A 19,476-nucleotide genomic window follows, 5' to 3' on the forward strand; every position below is an offset into this window, starting at 1 on the left:
GATTGCTCGGATCCTTCGCATGTCCCAATGGCTTTCCCTGCATCATTGCGATGTAATTATCATGCTGATATTAACCAACGACAAAACTGAATCGCTAATCGCTTGATCACTCAAACCCATCTCATGACCATCAAAGACCCCATCTGCAGTCGCCGAACAGCCACGCAGTTCGCCCCCAATCACAAGATTTTGTTAACGCTGCTGGCGGTCCTGTTGCTTTCAATTTCATGGCTTCCGGGCACCGTGCTCGCGGATCGCACCAGTTTCGACAAGGACTGGCAGTTCATCCAACAAGATGTACCGGGCGCCGAGCAACCGGATTTTGATGATTCTGCCTGGCGCCAGTTGGATGTACCGCATGACTGGAGTGTCGAGGGAGAGTATGACGAAAACAATCAGATGGGTGCTGGTGGCGGATACCTGCCAGCCGGAATCGGTTGGTATCGCAAAACGATTTCCGTTCCCGCCGATTGGCGTGGCAAGCATATCGAGATTGCCTTTGACGGCATATTCATGAACAGCACGGTGTGGGCCAACGGCCAGAAACTTGGCAATCGTCCCTATGGTTGGAGTTCGTTTTCTTATGACGTCAGCAAACTGGCCCAAGAATCCCAATCCATCACGTTTGCCATCCGTGTTGACAATGAAAGACAACCCTCGGCGAGATGGTATACCGGCAGCGGCATCTATGCTCACACCTGGATCGACGTGAAGAACCCGCTGCATGTCCCTGCATCCGGCGTCTTCATTCGCACGAACGGTTCCACTGTCGAAATTGATACGGAGGTGACCAACACAACCAGCGGCCACAAAAACACGACATTGAAAGTATCGATCATCGACGCCGAGGGAGCGACCGTCGCCAGCGTTCAAACTGAATTCGAATTGGCCGCAAGCGACATCCAAACGATCTCGCAAAAGATTAAACTCGACAATCCTCAGCGGTGGTCACTTGAAACGCCAATCCTTTACACCGCCCGCACCGAGGTGCTACTCGCCGGCAAGTCGATCGATCGTATGGAGACAAAATTTGGCGTGCGTGACGTCCAGTGGAAGCCGGAATCCGGCATGTGGATCAACGGAAAGAACTTGAAGCTGAGAGGCGTTTGTAATCACCAAGATGCCGGAGCGTTGGGGACGGCAGTGCCCGACAAAGTGCTGCGTTATCGTATCGAGCAGCTTAAGAAGATGGGCTGTAATGCGATTCGTACGACTCACAATCCACAGACGCCCGTGTTCTACGACATCTGCGATGAAGTCGGGATGTTGGTGATGGACGAGATTTTTGACGGATGGGGACGAAAGGCAGCCAACGACTATGGCGCACACTATTTCAAGCAGTGGTGGCAGCGAGACCTGACGGATTGGATCAAGCGGGACCGAAATCATCCATCGATCGTTATCTATAGTGTCGGCAACGAAACTCATGGCGACGTGGGCAAAGACTTGGTCGCGATGTGCCACAAACTCGATAGCACGCGGCCAGTAACGTCGGGCCATTCAGGTTCAGAGTTCATGGATGTCTTTGGCGTCAACGGCGGTAGCGAAAAGATGGGTTGGTTCGCTCAACTGCCGAATGATCGAGTGTTCATCGGAACGGAAAACACACACACTTGGCAGGTGCGAGGCTTCTATCGCACGCTGACTTGGTACCGTGACGGCTATCCCAATGCAAAGCAAAAGCCGCATGAGACGCCTGATCTAACGGAAACGGAAGTCTTCACCAACGATTGGACTCAGCCGTCAAATCGAAAGAACCGCAAGCAGATTTTCAACTCCAGCTATGACAATGCGATGGTACGGTTAAACGCTCGAAAGAACATCGAGCAACTGCGAGACATCCCAAACTATGCAGGCTCGTTCCGGTGGACGGGATACGACTACATCGGCGAGGCGGGCTATGTGCATGGCGGGTGGCCGTTCAAGGCGTTCATGGGTGGTGCCATCGACATGGCGAACTTTGAAAAGGACCTCTACTACCTCTACCAAAGCCAATGGACGCAGCAACCAATGGTTCACATCTTGCCGCACTGGACGCATCCCACAATGAAGCCAGGAACAGAGATTCCGGTGTGGGTCTATTCGAACTGCGACGAGGTCGAACTGTTCTTCGATGGCGATTCACTGGGCAGAAGGACTCCTGGTAACAAGTCGAACGAGATGCAGTGCCAATGGATGGTCGGTTGGCGGCCCGGCGAATTGAAAGCCGTAGGCTACAAGCAAGGCAATCGTGTCGCAGAACAAGTGGTCCGAACCGCCGATGAGCCTGCGCAAATCGCACTATCCATTGACGGTGAGCCGTTGGCTGACTCGGGCAAGGACATCGTTCAAGTTCGTGTCACCACAACAGACGAGCAGGGCGAGTTCTATCCGTACGGCGAAAACCGCACTCACTTCCATTTGATCGGGCCAGGCAAGATCCGTGCACTCGACAATGGCAGCCCGGTTGATGTGGAACGACACTTTCAGGCTCACGACCGAATCGCTTTCTATGGCCTGACTCGCGCATACATTGAATCGACCGGTGAAGCGGGCGACATCGCTCTGCTGGCCAGTTGCATTTTGGGCGAAAAAAAGCAGGTGACGTCGAACCGAGTTCGCATTGACACGAAATTGCTCTCACTTCGCGGAACACTCCCCGACGTCAAGACGGATGTCTTCTATACGCTCGATGGCAGCGTGCCGACGCCCCAGTCGACTCGTTACACCGATGCATTCCCGGTTCCGCTTGGCACAACCGTCAAGGCACTTGTCGTTGCGAACGGAACACCGGTGCAATTTCTTGAAGAACGTTTCGCACAAGACGTTGGCTTCGTCTGGGACGTCGTGCAAAAAGCGGCCCGCCCCGGTGGAGACCAAGCGGAGGATGCGACGTTCAGCAAAGCGGTCGTCGACAACCAGGGCAAAAACTTCAACGGCACCGGATATCTGGACTTTGGCCAAAACAAAGGTGCCTACGTTCAGTGGTATCAAGAAAACGATGGCGATGCCGGCCAAACCGAACTCGTCATTCGCTACAGCGGCGTCACCAAGGGGCGTCCGGGACGAGCGGTTAAAGTCACCGTCAATGGAAAGACGGTGCAGGAAAAGCTATTGCTTCCCAACACAAAGAACTGGGGCAAAGACTGGCGAACCGTCACCATCAACATCCCAGTCCAACGCGGTGCAAACACGATCCGACTGACAACGATCGAAAACGGTGGAATGTACATCGACGAAATCACGGTCAAGTAACCGCGAACGTATCTGGCATCGCTTGATCACTGTCACGATTGGATTGCCAATCAAAATCCATCGACGCCGAATACCCAAGCGCTCGGGTATTCGGCCAATGCGACGTCACAGTCAGAAGTCCCGCTACGCCAACTTGTAGTATTCTTCCCACCCTTGGCGTGGAGCGTTGCCTTTCAGCAAATCGTTCGCTCTTGCGTTGTTCGTGATCTGCCTTTTCACGGCGTCAAATTCCAAGTTCTCGCCAAGACGCTGCGCGATACAGCCCAGCATGAAGACTTGAGTAAGCGGACCAGAAACAGCGAATGACGAGTTGCAGTACGGGTCCAAACCGGCCGACGCACGCAAGAAATTGTCCATATGATTGGTGGACGTTTCGCTGGCTGGCAGTTCCGGCAAGTTGCCTTTCACATCGGAAAGCCGGTCGCCACCGACAATGCTTAGCGTTGCGCTGTGAGTCCCGCCAACAAAGGTCAAGTCATCACTGAAAATCGCCTTGCCGCACGCGCCGATTTTTACGTCTTTAGAACTCGGTGGTCGATTTTTAACTCCGTCGTACCAATTGATGGTCATCTCGGGCATATCCGGGCCACGCTCTTTGAAATCAAATGCGATCGTGGTTCCGTGTGGAAAGATCAAATCGTTTGGCTTATCGATGCTTACCGCTCGAACCTGATGCGGTAGACCGAGCTTTAGAAACCGATGGACAGTGTCTAACGTGTGCGGGCCCCAGTCGCCGAAGGCACCGTTTCCGTAGTCGTACCAGCCGCGCCAGTTGCCTGGATCGTACTTGGTGTTGTAAGCGCGTTTGGGTGCTGTTCCGGCCCAAACGTCCCAGTTCATTCCTTCGGGCATTTTTTCTGCCGAAGGATAGTCTTTGACGTCACCCCAAGGGTGCCAACGCCGCCCATTGTTCATGCAAGCGTCGACTCGGCGCACGTTCTTGATGATTCCGGCGTCAACCCAGGATTCGAACTGCAGACGCTGTTCGCTGGAATGCCCCTGGTTGCCCATTTGGCATTTAACGTTGTATTTCTTTTCGGCCGCGATCAACAGTTCACATTCTTCGAACGTGTGTGCGAGCGGCTTTTCAACGTAGACGTCGATTCCCATCGACATCGCAAGCATCGCGATTGGGAAGTGCGAGTGATCGGGAACACCAATCGTACAGGCGTCGATTTTGTCGCCCATCTGAGAAAACATTTCGCGAAAATCGTCAAACACGAGGGCGTCATCGCATTGGCCATCCATCTTCTTTTTTAGCCCGTTGGCTCGCGATGGCACAACGTCACAAAGAGCAACGCAATTCGTCAAAGGATGTTTGATCGCCTCGGATCCGATCGCACCGCCACGATTCGAGCAGCCGATCACCGCCAAGTTGATTTTGTCACCGCCAACGTTCTGGCCAAGGGCAAAGCTGGGAAGCGTCGTGGCGACTGCAGAAACGGTTGCTGCCTGCGCCAAAAATTGGCGGCGTTTGATGTTTTGCACTGTGATTTCCTGTGAACTTTAAGTTAGAAATTCCCATACTCACGCGACGCTCTTGCATCGCGTTGCACGCGGTATAGCCGACGACTTACGGTTGTCATTCTAGTTGATCGAAATTCCGCATGTGACGCGACGTCGCCCGGCAGCCTGATTCAATCAGTCCTTAACTACTTCCCACCGGGCGCGCCTGTTTTTTTGGCCCACGCGAACCAGTCGGCGGACATCTCCTTCACACGTTCGGGGTTCTGCCCCGCTAAGTCGACTGTTTCGCACCGATCGCGCCCGAGATCATACAGCTCCCAATCCTTGATCGTCTTGTCCCAAACCAGTTTCCAGTTGCCTTGCCGGATGGCGCGGTTGCCGGTGTACTCCCATGCGAGCGTGTCATGTGGCTTCCGCACTTCGCCACGCAAGATCGGCACAATGCTTTTGCCCTCTAGCGGAATGATTTCGTTGGCACTGAAGTTCGCCGGATACTCGGTCTGAGCCAACTCGACGAACGTTGCCATGAAATCGATGATATGCGCCGGTTGCGCACTGATCACGTTAGGCCCAATCGTCTCCGGCCATCGCGCGATCATTGGCGTGCAAATGCCGCCCTCGTGAGCCCACGTTTTATAGCGTTTGAACGGCGCGTTCTGAGCCCATCCCCACGACGGTCCGACCGCGACGTAGTCGTTTTTGGGACCAGGGTTTCGCTCCGCAGGATCGCGCCCCCCCCGGTTCCTCAGAACATCCACCATTGTCGCTCAAAAAGAACACCACCGTATTGTCGTCGACGCCCGTCTCCTCAAGCGTCTGCATCAAGCGTCCGATATTCTGGTCCATCGAATCGATCATCGCAGCGTAGACAGCCATGCGTCGGTCCTCGAATTCATGGTCAGCGTTTTTCCAGTCATACGCTTTTGAATCGTGCTGAGAGAGACTCCAGGTTTCAGGATCGATCAAGCCCATCTCGATCTGCCGCTCGTAACGTTGCTGACGCATTTCTTCCCAGCCCATTTTAAAGCGACCAATGTACTTTTCGATGTCCTGTGGCTTGGCTTGAATCGGATAGTGCGGCGCGGTGTAGCAGACGTGCGCAAAAAACGGTTGCTTGTTTCCAGCGGCTGTTTTGATCTGCTCGATCGCGTGATTCGTGAAGGCGTCCGTCGTATAGAAATCACTGGGAAACTCAGTGATGCGTTCATCATTACGTCCGAATTCCCGGACACGACCACCCTTGTACTCCGGATCCGGAATCGAAGGGTCAAAGAAGTTGCAACAGCCATCGAGCAGGCCGTAGTACTGCCCAAAACCGCGAAGAAAGGGATGGGTATCGTCCTTCGAACCCAGGTGCCATTTTCCGGACAGTGACGTTTGATATCCAGCCGCCGCCAACACTTCGCCAGTCGTGACCATCTTTCGAGTCAGCAGGCCGCCCTTGCGTCGCGGATGCAAGCCAGTGACGATCGAGGCGCGAGTCGTCGTGCATTTGGCGCAGTTGTAAAACTGTGTGAACCGCATCCCCTCGGCGGCCATCCGGTCAAGGTTGGGCGTTTCAACTTCCCCGCCATAGCAACCGATATCGGACCAACCCATGTCGTCACACATGATCAAGACGATGTTAGGCCGGCCCGCGGCATCATCAGCGTCCACTTGGGACTCGCCAACAACTGCTGCCACCAAAACGGAGAACGCATAGATCAAATACTTCGACATCACAGATTCCCTTGCAGGTTGTCCAACCGGAGGAATCTCCGATCACATTTTCCACTGATCACTTCAACGCGTAAATCTAGACAGCCATTTTCAAATGTTGGCTGAATCTTCTTGTTCGCCATTCACCTATCCACCATCGACTTGTTCACTGACGCGGTCTTGTTGACGACCCAAATATTCCTGAACTTCACTGGCGAACCATGCTCCTGCAAAACGATCGGCGAAAGCGGTTCTTCGGGAAAAGCGGCATACTTGTTCCGACGTAGCGACAACTTGACATCGTCGTGAATAAGTTTGCCGTTTAGCCGAACCGTGACACGCGCCGCGTTCGCCTCACTCATGAAACCGTTCGCACCGAATTTCGCTGCCTGAAATTCCAAGTCGATCGATTGCCACACGCTGGCGCCCAATCCCGCGCTCACGTCAGGCACGCGAATTTGATAGATCGCGCCACAGTCACCCAACCCAGGGCTCTCTTTTCCTTCGCTATTGAAAATTTGCAGTTCATAGAGCGCGCCGAAGAAGACGCCGCTGTTACCGCTTCTTTCCACGGGCAACTGAAATTCCAGATGCAGGCGGTAGTCGACAAACTTTTCCTTCGTGCACAGAAATTGCTTACGACGTTTGCCTTTGAATTCAAAAGCGATCTGCATCGCTTCGCCATCGACAAGTTTCCACTGAACCTCTTTTTGATCATCTTTCGGATTGATCCACTGGAACGAGAACGGCTTCCACGCATCAAAGTTCGCCCCGTCGAACAGCACCACTGCCCCCGAGGGCGCGGCAAGTCCAACGGTCGATGCCTCGGTCTGTGATCCGGTCCCTTTTCTTTTGCTTTTCAAAAGACGTTCCTCGTTAGTCGAGGACGCATCGACAGGAAGGGAATTTTGCTGGGCCTCTGCCCGAACAGCCGGAATCACGATGGCTGAAAGAACCAGTGTGGAAATGAAGATGAGGTAACGCATGATGCCTTCGGCTTTTAACGAGTGCTGATAAAAAAATGCACGATGCTCGGTTGGGTCAAGCAGATTCACTTCGATCGGTGTGACTAGCGAACTGCAGCGTCGCTCGAACTCCTGCGGAACAACGAAACACGCACCGACCAAGCGACTCGGCCAAAGTCCAAACAACTTAGTACGCGCTACTTTGTTGTGCGTGGTGCACGAAGCCATTGCTCAAGCTGTGCCGCTAACGTTAAAACCAGTTCAGGTTGTTCGTCGATCACGTTTCGCTGCTCGTTCGGGTCGGATTCGATATCAAACAACTCCACCGGCTTTCCACCGAGCGCAAGCAACTTCCATTTCCCTCGCAACGCAACTTCGGTCGCGTATGGTTTTGGTTTCGGGTAGTGACGCTGAATGCTCTTGTACAAGTCTAGTTGCCAGAACACCGTGCCTCGATCTTCGTCACTCGGTGGATTATCGCCTTTCATGTGTGACAGAAGGCTAAGTCCATCAAGCGGCAACTCGGCTGGCAGTTCGACTCCGGCCGCTTCACAGAAAGTCGGCAATAGATCGTTGGAATGGCCAAACGCATCGGACGTTTGACCGACTGGAATCGCCGCTGGCCATCGCACCAGCATCGGCACGCGCAGCCCTCCATCATGCAAGTCAGTCTTGCCGCCCTTCAAGTCGCCGATGAATCCCTCGAAAGCCGCTCCGTTATCGCTGGTGAACAGGACCAACGTGTTGTCCGAAATTCCTAGTTCGTCGAGCTTGTCCAAGACCAAACCCACTTTGGCATCCATGTGCTGCACCATCGATCGGAAACGATGCTGGTCATCGCTAATCCCATCCGCTGCAGTTTGCGCCCAATGCGGCTCAGGCGCAGGCTCGTACGGTTTATGCGGAACCAGCCACCACAAGTTGATGAAGAACGGTTTCGGATCGCCAGACATTCTTTCGATCAGGTCGACCGCATAGTCACCGTTTGCGTCCGTCAAATGTTTGGAATAGTAAGGGTCGTCCTGACTGACTTGTTGGTCGTTGCGCAAAAGCACCGTTCCGCCTTGTCGAAACAGCGTTCGCTCTCGCCCCATGCGGCTGCGAATCGGCTGCTGTTCGATCTGAGTCTGATAGAAGTCGAACCCGTGCTGTCGCGGCCCGGGCTGATTGTCCAGTCGCTTGCCATGCTCGTCCACGTGCAGGCCACCCAAGTGCCACTTACCTACATGCGCCGTGTTGTAGCCGGCGTCTCCTAGCAATTCGGCAACCGTCGTCGCCGACTCGGGCAACCAAAGATTCACATCGTTGAAATGCTTCGTGATCCCGAACCGCAACGGATATCGACCGGTCAACACCGAAGCACGCGTCGGAGAACACACGGCCGACCCGGCATAGAACCGAGAAAACCGCATCCCTTCGTTGGCAAGCATATCCAGATGCGGCGTCTTAACCGCGGGACTGCCAAAGCATGACAGGTCACCGTACCCCAGATCGTCAGCCAACAACAAAACGATGTTGGGACGATCATCCGCGTTGGCCTCGCTGATCCATCCGGCCAGACCAAGGGCTACAATGACGAGAGCCAGAAACTGAACTGCGATCTTCATGGATGGTGAGTCCCAAATTTGACGAGTGATTCGTGGAGAGTTAAGCACGGCTAGATGGTTCATCCAAACGTGTCCGAACCGGACCGGTTGCCCGCCCCATTCGCCGACCGTCAGCAACAAGGCTCGCTCAACAAGGTGACGATTCTACTCGTTCGAGCCACCGCCGCGATGACGAATTGCGAGTTGCAAAAAACGTTTTGCGACGCGTCAAAGCCAAATCATCGATCAGCGTTTATGGGCGACGGGTTTTCTGGATAAATCGAGCGAGTTCTTGCATGTCGATTTCCGAGTCACCGTCCTGATCCACCAAAGTGAGCCTTTCCGGCGAAAGCGGGCTGTCACGGTTTGCTCCGCTGGCCACCAGTTCGGATTTGGACAGTTTACGATCGGAATTGGAATCATTTCTTGCAATCAAGATTGATGCACGTTGTGCTGCCTCGTCATCGAACCCCAATTGTTTGCGACGTTTCGCTAAATACGTTTCCAGTTCTAAAAGCGATAGACTGCTGTCGCCGTTTTCGTCGGGGCTGCCGAGGTCACTATCGGTGCCGGCTTGTTGAAACAAGGTCGCTGGGACCAAGCCATCGCCGTCCTGATCTGCTTTTCGGATCAAGTTACGAGCCAGCAGTTGATCGGATGGAGTCATGCCCATCCGCATACGTCGATCTGCCAAATACTCAGCCAACTCCGATACCGACAAAAGCTTATCACTATTTCGGTCAAATTCCATAACCGATAACTCCAAAGCGATTGCTTCTAGCTCGTCAAGCGCCAACTGACGGTCTCCATCACCATCGCCACGGTTGATCAGTGACATCGCGCCACCTTGGTCACAGCCTTTGATTCCAAGCAGGTCACGAAACTTGCGTTCGCTAGCCAATCCCCGGATCAATTCATCCGATGAAAGTTCATCGTCAGAGTTTCGATCGTAGGAATCGATCTGATCCGAAAACGTGTTGTCTTCGAGCTCATCCAGTTGCAACTTTCCGTCGCGATCACTGTCGTATCGAGAAGTGTATCGGTCCGCCAAAATCGAATCCATCTGAACGATCCCCGCCTCCTCGCGTTCGGCAGCAAGTTTTAACGTGACTTCAACGTATTGCAAATCACCGCTCCGATTCAGATCGAACGAGCCGATCACTTCGCTGTTCCAATGCAGACGTTCGCACTCTGATTTACTCAGCGTCCCGTCGTCATCCAAATCATGCTTCGTGATCATTCTCGCTGCAGCCAGCAAGTCCATTTCCAAAAGCTTGATCGTCAATGGATCCTTGGCTTTGGCTTCGCTGCCGCCGTCCTGTGCGAACAGTGCGGAGGTGTCAATCGATGCAAGAAGCAAAAACGCAAGAAGCAAGAGAAAACCAATGGCTAAGCCACTGGATTGGGGCCGAGCCTTGAATCGGAGAGTATTCATGCCTGCATTCCTGTGACCAGTTCCGCCGGAAAAGTTACGACAACATTTATCAAGTGTAGTCCTTCGTGGCTTGTCTGATTGACCAGTGGAATTGGATGTCGAGCAACGGAGTCTGTCAAAACCAATCAAAGGTTCACTTCCGCACAAGTCCGATATCATTTAGATGCAAAACGGGCTCAATCAGAGCAACTTCCGCGTTGATGGATTTGTTGAACGCACCGAGGCATCTGTTCAGGCGTCGAACCGAGGCAAAGACAATAGATCCAAGTGCGGGAGCGTCAGCTTCAAAACTCCCTTTCGGATTTGTTGCTGTCGCATCGACGCCCAGTGTTCCACCTGTTCGCGGTGCATTTTCGACGAGGCCCGACGACAAACGCTATCGACCAGCATTGCAAGTACCTCGGCGTCTTGACTGCCCAACCGCCAATCCGACTTTTCAAGAGTGACGTTGCACTCGCGGGAGATCAGTTTGTCCGCCAGAAACGGAGCAGCTTGCGCGCCGGCTGCAGGGCCAAAACCGTGATCGCTCTTCTGATGTTCCTCTAGGCACAAGCCGATCGCAACATCTAAGTCGTCAGCGGGATCCCAGACAGGCGCACCCGAGGCAGTCATCGCAATCAAAATCGGACTCTGCGCCGCGAGCTTGACAAACCGACTCAACCAATCCTCCGATGTGATGTCCAAAAATGCCGACGCCGTGATCGAGACATCGCCACCGATCGGAATCAACAACAAATCCGTCGCGAGCTCAACGTGTTCAAACCGAATAGGTCGGCCCGCGGATCGATGCGTTGCCGTTTCCAACACCTCGTCATCGTTGTCGATACATCGCCAGGGAACTCCTGACACGCAATCACGACATAAGTAGCGACGATTGGATCCGGTACCACAGCCAAGATCCACAATCAATCGAGACTTGCTAGCGTGCTCTAGGAACTGTTGGGCAAGACGTGCACTGCGGAAGCGACCGTCCATCGTTTCGCGAATCGCCAACCATTCATACTTTGACATGCAAAAATCTCGAAAAAACAATTGCCAATTAAATGCGTTTGGACACAAAACCCGAGTACGGTTCTCATCGGACGTCTCCGTTTTCCGCGCGTGCAAGAGAAGCTCGCCAGTTTCCTTGTTCCGGTCCTTGTCGGTACGATCTTTGTATTTAACAAAATCGAACAGTTGCTCAATCTCTACGAACAAGTCATATCAAACGATGCTCGGATGGTCGTCTGCATCAAGTTCAGAAGCGATCACCGTACGCGAATCAGTACCCATCAGCGTCGTAATCAAACGCCGCTCGTACTCGAACAGGACGAGCCAGTCGCAGGGGAGGGCTCCACCTACTGATCGTGAGCCTGGACGATGAAATAATCATGATTTTCCGCATGGCGACTGAGCCCAGGCAATTCAAGACAATTCACAGACTCCTCCGCATCCACCGACGACAAAAAATTGCCTGCGACCGACAATCACGACTGTGGCTCATCGCGTTGGGCCCGATCGTTTCTCATCTAACACCGCCAAGCACTCGACCAGGCGATTCAAGCCCTGGCGTCTTAAATAAGCACGGACGGTAGGTGACTTTAACGATTCCCGGTGCAATCGCCTCGCCGCACTGCGAAAATTTTTCGTATGCATGACGTTGTGGAATGTTACGATCTGAGTATTCAACTTCGAGCCCATAGGATAACACGAAGCGATGAAGAAAGATTCCGGCAATCGCCCGAAAAATGAAAGTCCAACAATGACCTCCGACCCGGCTTGTCCCGTTTGCGGAGGGAAACTTTTCGACATCCGTGGCAAGCTGCAATGCGCGGCCTGTCATCGGATTTGCGAGACTTGTTGTGAAGGTGGTCGCGGGTAGCGGCGAGGCGAATCAAAATGTCACTTGGCGACCTAATTATTCGACTTTGCGATTTCAGCTTCGGAGCGATCGAGGCGGTGCGTCGATCGTTTGGCCGGCCGAAGGTTGGCTCGATCTCGACTTCAGAGCTTCACACCTTGATGAACACGGGTGATTCGTCACTTTTATTGGTCGACGTTCGCAGTGATTCGGAAAGAGCCATTTCTCGAATTCCTGGTGCGATCACGCAACTGGAATACGAAGCCAACACAGAAAAGTTTGCGGGCCGGCGGGTTGTGGCCTATTGCACCGTGGGTGGACGTAGTTACCTGTACGCACGAAAGTTGGTTGCCAGCGGCGTCGATGCATCGAACTATCGCGACAGCATTCTGGGTTGGTGCCGGGCAAGCCTGCCACTGGAATCGCCTGACGGGCGAGCCACGAGTGCCGTGCATCCTTACTGGCGGATTTTTCATGTGCCCGATATGTACGCCGTGAAGACTTGACTGGTCATTGCGAAACAACAACAGCTTCTCAAAACATTCTTAATGGTGCGAACCAAAATCCGCACTTTCGTGCCGCTGGCAGCGAGCAGGCGATGAGGCATTTAGTCCATAACACACGATTAGACGGTGACGCCACGGCGATCAAAGTCGGAATCAGGCGATGGGAAACCGTACAGGAGCGTTGAACTGATCGTGGGAAACCGCAACGGAGGCGAGTAAGTAACCGTCGTTGAACTTGACACGATAAGCAAGCGTGCGATCGAACGGCGAACGCACGATGACGCCTACTGCACCGGCCGGATGAGCAATGCGATCATCCGACGCCATCACGACTTTCGGGGTGACGACCTAAGGCAAACCAGGCTGATTCCTGGCGAGAACACTTCCTTTTGTCTTTGAATGTGCTGGGGAGCTTGCCCGCCATAGAATCGCTCGGACCAGCCTCCCAGCGATTCGTCATTGATCGATCGAAAATTTATTCGCTATTCCAACTGCAAGACTCGCTTTGCAAGTGAGGTCGTCTCTTCGCCCTCGCCGTGCAGCAAGTATGAACAGCCTGCCAGATAGCGGGATCTCCATATCGGATCGATTTGGTAGTAGTCTTCTAGAGTAGCCGAACTGAACTTGTAATCGTGAGCATCGTTTCCCTTAAGAAATACAAACTCGCGTGCTCGCCCAATCAACCGATTGGCAACCGACGATTGCTGCGCCAAATTCAACACCGATTCAGCGGCAGCCTTTCGATCCGTTCCGATCAGATCAAACAAATTCTCAATGCCTACGCTATCGTCTGCGGCCGGATCTAACTGAAGTAGATCAACGTCGCTCAAACGACCACGCGCTTCGGCAGACTCTCGAAAATGCGGAATCATCGCCGCGTTTTGCAACAACATCCATTGGCGAGTTCGATCGTCGTACACATTTCGATACAGAAACCGCATCGCGTTCGAAGTCGTGACCGCATGAAGCGGCACAATCTCCGCCTGTCGCGACACCATCTCAGCCGCAGCGATCATGATTCCGTCGTAGACGCTTTCCGGATGGCAGCCCGAGTTGATCATCTGCACCACAAAGTCAGCAGCTTGATCTGGTGTCGCCGTTCGTAACTCTTTGGCAACCGTGGCCGACTCGGTCGGTTTTCGAGTCATCGACAACCAATCTTTAGACATTTTATTCACGCGTTCCCAATTCGACCGACCGACTCGATCGACTTTCAGATCCGAATTGGCCGGGTTTGGATCGCCCGTATGATTCAAGATCGCGTAGCACAGCGATCGCACCACTGGTTCGCAGTGTTGCCAGCCGATGACGCCGAGCGTACGGTACGCGTTAGCCAAGTAAATGGATTTGTGACCGATACTCCGGTAGTCGCGAGCTGCGTGCTTCGCCAGCAGATTCAAAATCTGGCCGGCGGACGCGGTTCGCGCAACGATCGTCGCGGCGGCGTCTGCCGCTTCCACATCCCAACGAGTCAGTGCTTGATCGAGCGAATGCAAGGCCTTCGTTGGCTCGGGCAATTTCGACGAAGGCGCTGTCGACATCGTCCAGTCACCTTCACGGACATCCGATTCCTGCGCACTTTTAAAGTAGTCGATACTCCACAAGAGCGGAGTCCAGCGGTGCTGGTCAACAGCGGCCAAGGAAGCTTGGTGGGCCGAATGAACCACCAAGACGCTGTGAAACTTGAATCCAACCGACGGCCGAGGCTGAACATTGCGAATCCCGGCCAAGAAAAGAGCAGCAAGTAGTTCTTGGTAGCTTCGGCCGGTCCGGATCTCTTCAAGCACACCATCAATGATCTTGTTTCGCGGCGTGTTCTCCAGAAACTGCACGAGCGGCTCGATGTCGTTACTAAAACGAACATGCCCCGGTGCAACATCCAACTCTCCTGCCTTCAGTTTCGGCAGCCAGGACAGCCCGGTCATCCCGCCTGCAGCAACTGCAATCGAACTTCGAACAAACTGTCTTCGATCTTGCATAGCTATCTCCGGGGCCGATGAGTCATCGTGTTCGATAGGCCAACGCGTAAAGCCTGTTTTCATTGTAGGGCTCGAACCAGCCACTTTCAGGCAACAAAGTACGCAACTTCAAAATTCCTTCGCGAATCACGAACCCGTTCGGACTCGCTAGCTGCTGAACTCCGCGGGGGGAACCGCACAGGGTCGTTGCATTTTGCTTGGCGTTTGTCTCCGCGAAATGCCCCAACGGAAAACTGACCGATCTCGACACACGACAGCAACAACTCGTACGGCTTGATCGCCACCAAGGGCGCTCGGTTTGGAAACAAATGCGAAAAGCGGCGACGAGGTAATACCAGTTGCGAGTGGATGTGAAACCGCTTGGGGTCTGATTCGGCACTGGACCGATTCAAACGTTCTCGATAATTCCAGTGCTGTCTGCAAAGGAATCGGTTTCTACGCCCAGACGCTGAAGCATTGTCACATAGAGATTGGAAAGCGGCAGGTCTTCGCCTTTCGCTTCGTCTTGCCACGGTTCACCTTTTCCTAACCACGGACCACCTTGGAAATTTAAGCCAGCGTGGTTGAAGTATTGTCCGTGCTTGAACCCCATCTGCTTACCGCCAGCCAAAATGAGCGGGTAGTTGCGAGACAGATGAAATGCGCTGGATGCAGAGCCGAATAACAGCAGCGTGTTGTCTAACATGCTGCCGGTTCCAGCCGGTTCGGGTGTGGCCTTCAACTTGCTGAGGAACAGTCCGTACTCTTCGTTAAGAAAACGACAGTAGATACCAAAATCTCTCCAACCATCGGGGTTTTTAGTTTCGTGTGACAACTGATGAGCCGTGTTAAACCCTACCGCCCGAGCCAAATGATCGCTACGGCCGACTCCATTTTCGCGGCCGATCTGGTACGTAGCTACTCGCGTTGAATCGGTCTTGAACGCCAAGTAGATCAACTCGAACATCGTTTGCAGATACTCGCGTGGTTCGTCGGTCGTCAATTCCAAATTCAACTCACCCCCGTCAACGCTGGGCAACGGCGCCCCCAACCAACGTTTTGCCTTTTCCACCTTGATTTCGGCCTGGCGAACCGAATCAAGGTATTCGTCCAAGTTACGTTGATCGGCGGCCGACAAGGACTGCCGCAGTCGCTGTGCATCATCCAGCATTTCATCCAATGCGCTGCGACTACGCGCTAGCTTGCGAGCCGAATCTGCATCGCTCTTAACGAACAGTTGGTCAAAGATTTGTTTAGGTCGATGCTCGGCTGGAATCGGTCTGCCGTGTCGATCAAATGAAATCGTGTGCGTACCGCGCGCCGTTCCGGTTCCACCGTCTGTCGACATCACCAACGATGAAAAGCGTGTCTGGTCGCCAGCATACTTGGCGTATTCTTGATCCAGCGAAATCGTGTTCTCGTAGGCTCTGTCACCACCACCTGTGAGCGCGGCGGTCAAAAACTGGTCCGCGTTGTTATGCCCGTGAACACTTCGCGACTTGGGATGCGAAAATCCCGATAGCACTGTCAGTTCATCTCTTACGGACTCCAACGGCTCCATGCACTTGGTGAACGTAAACTCGTTGCCGTTGCCAATTGGAAACCAAGACCAATCCTTGTAAGCGGGATCTTCCGGCAACGGCATCGGTACACCGTCAGGAAAGTAGAAGCAACCAAGGCGTTTTGGGTTCGGATTGGACTGAGCACCACGTGCAATTTGGCCCAACAAGGAACCGAACATCGGCAGCGATAATGCGACGCCACTGCCACGCAGGAATCGGCGACGATCGATCGTATTCATTGTCCATGTCATAGCCTGGTTCCTCGATGAGTGATTACGCTACTTTGCAGCGAGATGTGGACTGGATGCTAATTGGAAAGAAATAGTTGACTATTGACGATCGCTTCTATGATCGTTTTTACCCCATCGCCATCGCGTCGAACGTTGGCGGTGATCGCATCGATGTCGGCGCGATCGGCAAAGGATAGCGGGCGACCTAAGGCATAGATGGCTAACTTCGACACCGTCGCTTGGACGAATTGATCTTGGCGATTAAGTAACAGGAATCGCTTCAAGCCTTCCATGCCGTCGAGCGATTGGTGACTGAACAATTCACTTGACGCGTCAACCGGTTTGCCTTTGATCTCATCACGCCATCTTCCTAAAGCGTCATAGTTCTCAAATGCGATACCCCAAGGATCTATCTTGCTGTGGCAGGACATGCAAGCAGCATGATTGCGATGATCCTCGATGCGTTCCTTCAGCGTCATCTTTGCGATCTCTGGATCGGCCAAATCAATCTGTGGCACGGCGGGCGGAGGCGGTGGTGGCGGATCAGACAGGATACTTTCAAGCAGCCAGATCGCACGCTTGAGTGGATGAGAATCCGGCCAATCGGAATTCATCGCCAAAATTCCCGCTTGGGTAAGCAATCCACCCCGGCGGAAACCATCTTCCAACGGAACCTTCCGAAAATGATTTCCGTTGACATTTGGCACCCCGTAGTGCTGGGCCAAGCGTTCGTTGACCAGGGCATACTCACAGTGGATGAAATCCAAGATGCTGGTGTTATTGTCCAGCATCTCGCGGAACAGAGCAGCCGGTTCATGCAGCATGGCCTCCTTCAACAAAGGATCAAATCCGGGAACGTTTTGTCCAAAGTTTTGAAAATCGAGCAACTGCAAGTCAAGCCACTGATGCACAAACCGTTCGACAAACCTATCGCTGCGCGGATCATCCAGCATCCGCTGAACCTGCGACGCAAGCTCGGCTGGATCAGAAAGCTGCCCGCGGTCAGCCAGCGTCAGCAGTTCTTGATCAGGAATGCTGCACCAAAGAAACAGTGCTAATCGATCGGCCAAAGCATGGTTACTCGACGGTGATCGAGTAACCGATTTACTCTTCGCGTGGTTCGCAATCGCACTGACGCTGTGGGATGGGTTGCCAACGTATAGAAACTGAGGCGACGATAACACCGTCGCAAGAACTTCAACCACCGCTTCTTCAAACGTATCACACAGTGGACGCATCGTGACCAAGAGGTCAATCTTGGCTTGGATTTTATCGTCGCTGATTGGCCGTCGCCAAGCACGCGTCATAAACTTGGTGATCGTCTCGCGGGCGTAACTCTCTTCGTCCGTAGCATCCTCCCGTTCGGAAAAAATTCGACGATGCGATTCCGGTGGCCAATCGTCGTAGACGGGAGCCGCGACTTGCACATAGTCGATTTGAATCCCAGATTCCGATGCCGAATTGTTGATCAAACGAATGTACTCCGATGGGCTTGGAGTCGATCCCATCGGCGACGTTTTTCGGACGGAGTTACGAGGATAGATCTCGCCAAGCGGCACGTCCCATTGAATCAGTTGTGGTTGATCGGGTCCCGCAGAAACGAGCGTGTCTTCCTTACTGACCGGCAGCAATGCACGTCCCTCGTTACTGGCTTGCCATCCAAAGAGCAACTGCAAACTGGGGAAATAGTCGCTTTTGGTGTTCACTCGCGACGCTCGAACCGTCACTCTCATGGTTCCCCTATCAGGCAAATGATTGCCCAGTTCGAAAATCAGCCGCGGGTTGCGTCCGTTTGGCAATATCGCGACACAGTCGTATTCATCGGGGATCTCGGCAGATTGGTCTTGCGGTGCAAAAGCAAAGCGAGCGCCTTGGTATTGCCACTCGGCCTTTGCTGAACGGTCAGCCGTTAGATCTTTGAAGTAGGCAAATTGCTTCGGCACACGAAAACGATCTTGCAGTTGCTCGAGTTCAACGGCAAGCTTTTCTGGATCGTCCTTCAGTTTCGTCTTCAGCTCGTCGACTTCCTTGTCTTGCCTGGTCCATTCACGCTGTGCGGCGTCTTCCATCGAGATGTCCCAATACAACGTGGGCGGCTTCTCGCCGGCGACAGTTGCCCGCAGCAAGGCGGTGCGGGAAATCCGGTGGTAGGTCTCGAACTGCGAAACCGACAAGTGCAAGAGGTCAGAACTGTTTTGGAACCCGTCGGCAGAGTGCGCTTCGGGTGGTAAGTCATCGGCAAAGTTCCAAGGCAAGCCCAGCAAGTCCTGTAACGCGTAATTGTATTCGTAACGTGTCATCCGCCGGAATGCAGAACGCCCACCAGAATTTCGACGTACAATCGATGCGTTATGCAGTTCGCTCGACAGCCAATCGACCAGTTGATGCCGATCATCATCATCTAACTCGCCGTCTTCAGGCGGCGGCATTTCTCCGTTCGTGATCACTGCAAAAATCTCGGACCACCAATCTGAATCTGCTCCTGTCACCAGATTGGGATCAAGCGTATCGATGCGGAGCTGACCCTCGGCGGTGTCGGGTCCGTGACAGCTGATGCAATTTTGTTCCAACAGCGGTTTGATCGTTGATTCAAATGCAGCCAAATTGGCTTTCAGCGTTTCAGTCTCTACCGAGTCGTTGTTTTGCTGATCACTCCACGCCAAAAAATCATTGAACCTCGAACGTTCCAGTCCGGTGGCTTTCAATGCGGCTAGAGTCGGTATTGGGTCGGTGTCCGCCTTTTTCTCCTCCTGTTGCTCTACCGCCTCCTGATCCTTGGGATGCACAGCAAATGTAAAAGGGGAAAAAGCGATTGCGCAAAGCAACAGCGACAGTCGAATCGCAATTCGCAGAGTCAGTGGCATTGGGTGGGGCTACCTAAAGGTTTAGGTCAGTCTTCATGCAGGTGGGATCCAAACGACAAACGTTACAATGCATCGGGACGAAAACCGCTGCATTTGCGAATGCTGCTTGAACGAATTCATTTTAGCATATC

The 19,476-nt window shown here is 53.4% G+C and carries 13 protein-coding genes; 2 read left to right on the top strand and 11 right to left on the bottom strand.

Annotated elements, in window-relative coordinates; all coding sequences use genetic code 11:
• Positions 1 to 123: 123 nt before the first annotated feature.
• Positions 124 to 3,234: a glycoside hydrolase family 2 TIM barrel-domain containing protein gene (locus Poly59_RS27990; protein WP_146537366.1), complete on the top strand. Its 3,111-nt coding sequence runs from the start codon at positions 124 to 126 to the stop codon at positions 3,232 to 3,234.
• A gap of 123 nt (positions 3,235 to 3,357) precedes the next feature.
• Here Poly59_RS27990 and Poly59_RS27995 read toward each other — a convergent pair whose 3' ends face one another.
• The 7 genes from Poly59_RS27995 to Poly59_RS28020 all read right to left on the bottom strand — a co-directional run bounded on the left by Poly59_RS27995 (position 3,358) and on the right by Poly59_RS28020 (position 11,396).
• Entirely contained in the window at positions 3,358 to 4,722 is a 1,365-nt protein-coding gene (locus Poly59_RS27995; RefSeq protein ID WP_246151990.1) for a Gfo/Idh/MocA family protein, read from the bottom strand.
• 164 nt (positions 4,723 to 4,886) lie between these two features.
• Positions 4,887 to 5,300, bottom strand: coding sequence for a sulfatase family protein (locus Poly59_RS30325; RefSeq protein ID WP_390621531.1), 414 nt, complete (start codon positions 5,298 to 5,300; stop codon positions 4,887 to 4,889).
• A 34-nt stretch (positions 5,301 to 5,334) separates the two neighbouring features.
• Positions 5,335 to 6,420, bottom strand: coding sequence for a sulfatase-like hydrolase/transferase (locus tag Poly59_RS28000; protein WP_246151991.1), 1,086 nt, complete (start codon positions 6,418 to 6,420; stop codon positions 5,335 to 5,337).
• Positions 6,421 to 6,542: 122 nt separating this feature from the next.
• The gene (locus tag Poly59_RS28005; protein WP_246151992.1) at positions 6,543 to 7,592 is read right to left on the bottom strand and encodes a 3-keto-disaccharide hydrolase; all 1,050 of its coding nucleotides are present in this window, start codon (positions 7,590 to 7,592) and stop codon (positions 6,543 to 6,545) included.
• A complete protein-coding gene (locus Poly59_RS28010; protein WP_146537585.1) occupies positions 7,562 to 8,971 on the bottom strand; it encodes a sulfatase family protein in 1,410 nt (469 codons plus the stop codon). Before Poly59_RS28010 ends, Poly59_RS28005 begins: the two co-directional genes overlap by 31 nt.
• Before the next feature lie 232 nt (positions 8,972 to 9,203).
• Positions 9,204 to 10,385: a hypothetical protein gene (locus Poly59_RS28015; protein ID WP_146537368.1), complete on the bottom strand. Its 1,182-nt coding sequence runs from the start codon at positions 10,383 to 10,385 to the stop codon at positions 9,204 to 9,206.
• A gap of 231 nt (positions 10,386 to 10,616) precedes the next feature.
• Positions 10,617 to 11,396: a class I SAM-dependent methyltransferase gene (locus Poly59_RS28020; protein WP_146537369.1), complete on the bottom strand. Its 780-nt coding sequence runs from the start codon at positions 11,394 to 11,396 to the stop codon at positions 10,617 to 10,619.
• Between the two features lie 867 nt (positions 11,397 to 12,263).
• On the opposite strand from Poly59_RS28020, the gene Poly59_RS28025 reads away from it, so the two are divergent.
• Positions 12,264 to 12,731 carry a rhodanese-like domain-containing protein gene (locus tag Poly59_RS28025; RefSeq protein ID WP_146537370.1) on the top strand — a complete coding sequence of 156 codons (468 nt, stop codon included), beginning with the start codon at positions 12,264 to 12,266 and terminating at the stop codon, positions 12,729 to 12,731.
• A 153-nt stretch (positions 12,732 to 12,884) separates the two neighbouring features.
• Here the strand turns inward: Poly59_RS28025 and Poly59_RS30335 are convergent, their stop codons facing one another.
• From Poly59_RS30335 to Poly59_RS28050, 4 genes are all read right to left on the bottom strand, one after another.
• Positions 12,885 to 13,058: a hypothetical protein gene (locus Poly59_RS30335; protein WP_246151993.1), complete on the bottom strand. Its 174-nt coding sequence runs from the start codon at positions 13,056 to 13,058 to the stop codon at positions 12,885 to 12,887.
• A gap of 155 nt (positions 13,059 to 13,213) precedes the next feature.
• Positions 13,214 to 14,710 carry a hypothetical protein gene (locus tag Poly59_RS28040; protein ID WP_146537372.1) on the bottom strand — a complete coding sequence of 499 codons (1,497 nt, stop codon included), beginning with the start codon at positions 14,708 to 14,710 and terminating at the stop codon, positions 13,214 to 13,216.
• A gap of 388 nt (positions 14,711 to 15,098) precedes the next feature.
• A complete protein-coding gene (locus tag Poly59_RS28045) occupies positions 15,099 to 16,502 on the bottom strand; it encodes a DUF1552 domain-containing protein (RefSeq protein WP_146537373.1) in 1,404 nt (467 codons plus the stop codon).
• A 56-nt stretch (positions 16,503 to 16,558) separates the two neighbouring features.
• Positions 16,559 to 19,345, bottom strand: a complete 2,787-nt coding sequence (locus tag Poly59_RS28050) for a DUF1592 domain-containing protein (RefSeq protein WP_146537374.1) — start codon at positions 19,343 to 19,345, stop codon at positions 16,559 to 16,561.
• Between the last annotated feature and the right edge of the window lie 131 nt (positions 19,346 to 19,476).

It is taken from the genome of Rubripirellula reticaptiva (assembly GCF_007860175.1).
Lineage (GTDB): Bacteria > Planctomycetota > Planctomycetia > Pirellulales > Pirellulaceae > Rubripirellula > Rubripirellula reticaptiva.

What these genes read in the sequence shown, in the direction of transcription:
- Poly59_RS27990 (WP_146537366.1), top strand. Translation starts at nt 124, where the DNA reads ATGACCATCAAAGACCCCATCTGCAGTCGCCGAACAGCCACGCAGTTC.
- Poly59_RS30325 (WP_390621531.1), bottom strand. Translation starts at nt 5,300, where the DNA reads ATGATCGCGCGATGGCCGGAGACGATTGGGCCTAACGTGATCAGTGCG.
- Poly59_RS28000 (WP_246151991.1), bottom strand. Translation starts at nt 6,420, where the DNA reads ATGTCGAAGTATTTGATCTATGCGTTCTCCGTTTTGGTGGCAGCAGTT.
- Poly59_RS28005 (WP_246151992.1), bottom strand. Translation starts at nt 7,592, where the DNA reads ATGGCTTCGTGCACCACGCACAACAAAGTAGCGCGTACTAAGTTGTTT.
- Poly59_RS28010 (WP_146537585.1), bottom strand. Translation starts at nt 8,971, where the DNA reads ATGAAGATCGCAGTTCAGTTTCTGGCTCTCGTCATTGTAGCCCTTGGT.
- Poly59_RS28015 (WP_146537368.1), bottom strand. Translation starts at nt 10,385, where the DNA reads ATGAATACTCTCCGATTCAAGGCTCGGCCCCAATCCAGTGGCTTAGCC.
- Poly59_RS28020 (WP_146537369.1), bottom strand. Translation starts at nt 11,396, where the DNA reads ATGTCAAAGTATGAATGGTTGGCGATTCGCGAAACGATGGACGGTCGC.
- Poly59_RS28025 (WP_146537370.1), top strand. Translation starts at nt 12,264, where the DNA reads ATGTCACTTGGCGACCTAATTATTCGACTTTGCGATTTCAGCTTCGGA.
- Poly59_RS30335 (WP_246151993.1), bottom strand. Translation starts at nt 13,058, where the DNA reads ATGGCGTCGGATGATCGCATTGCTCATCCGGCCGGTGCAGTAGGCGTC.
- Poly59_RS28040 (WP_146537372.1), bottom strand. Translation starts at nt 14,710, where the DNA reads ATGCAAGATCGAAGACAGTTTGTTCGAAGTTCGATTGCAGTTGCTGCA.
- Poly59_RS28045 (WP_146537373.1), bottom strand. Translation starts at nt 16,502, where the DNA reads ATGACATGGACAATGAATACGATCGATCGTCGCCGATTCCTGCGTGGC.
- Poly59_RS28050 (WP_146537374.1), bottom strand. Translation starts at nt 19,345, where the DNA reads ATGCCACTGACTCTGCGAATTGCGATTCGACTGTCGCTGTTGCTTTGC.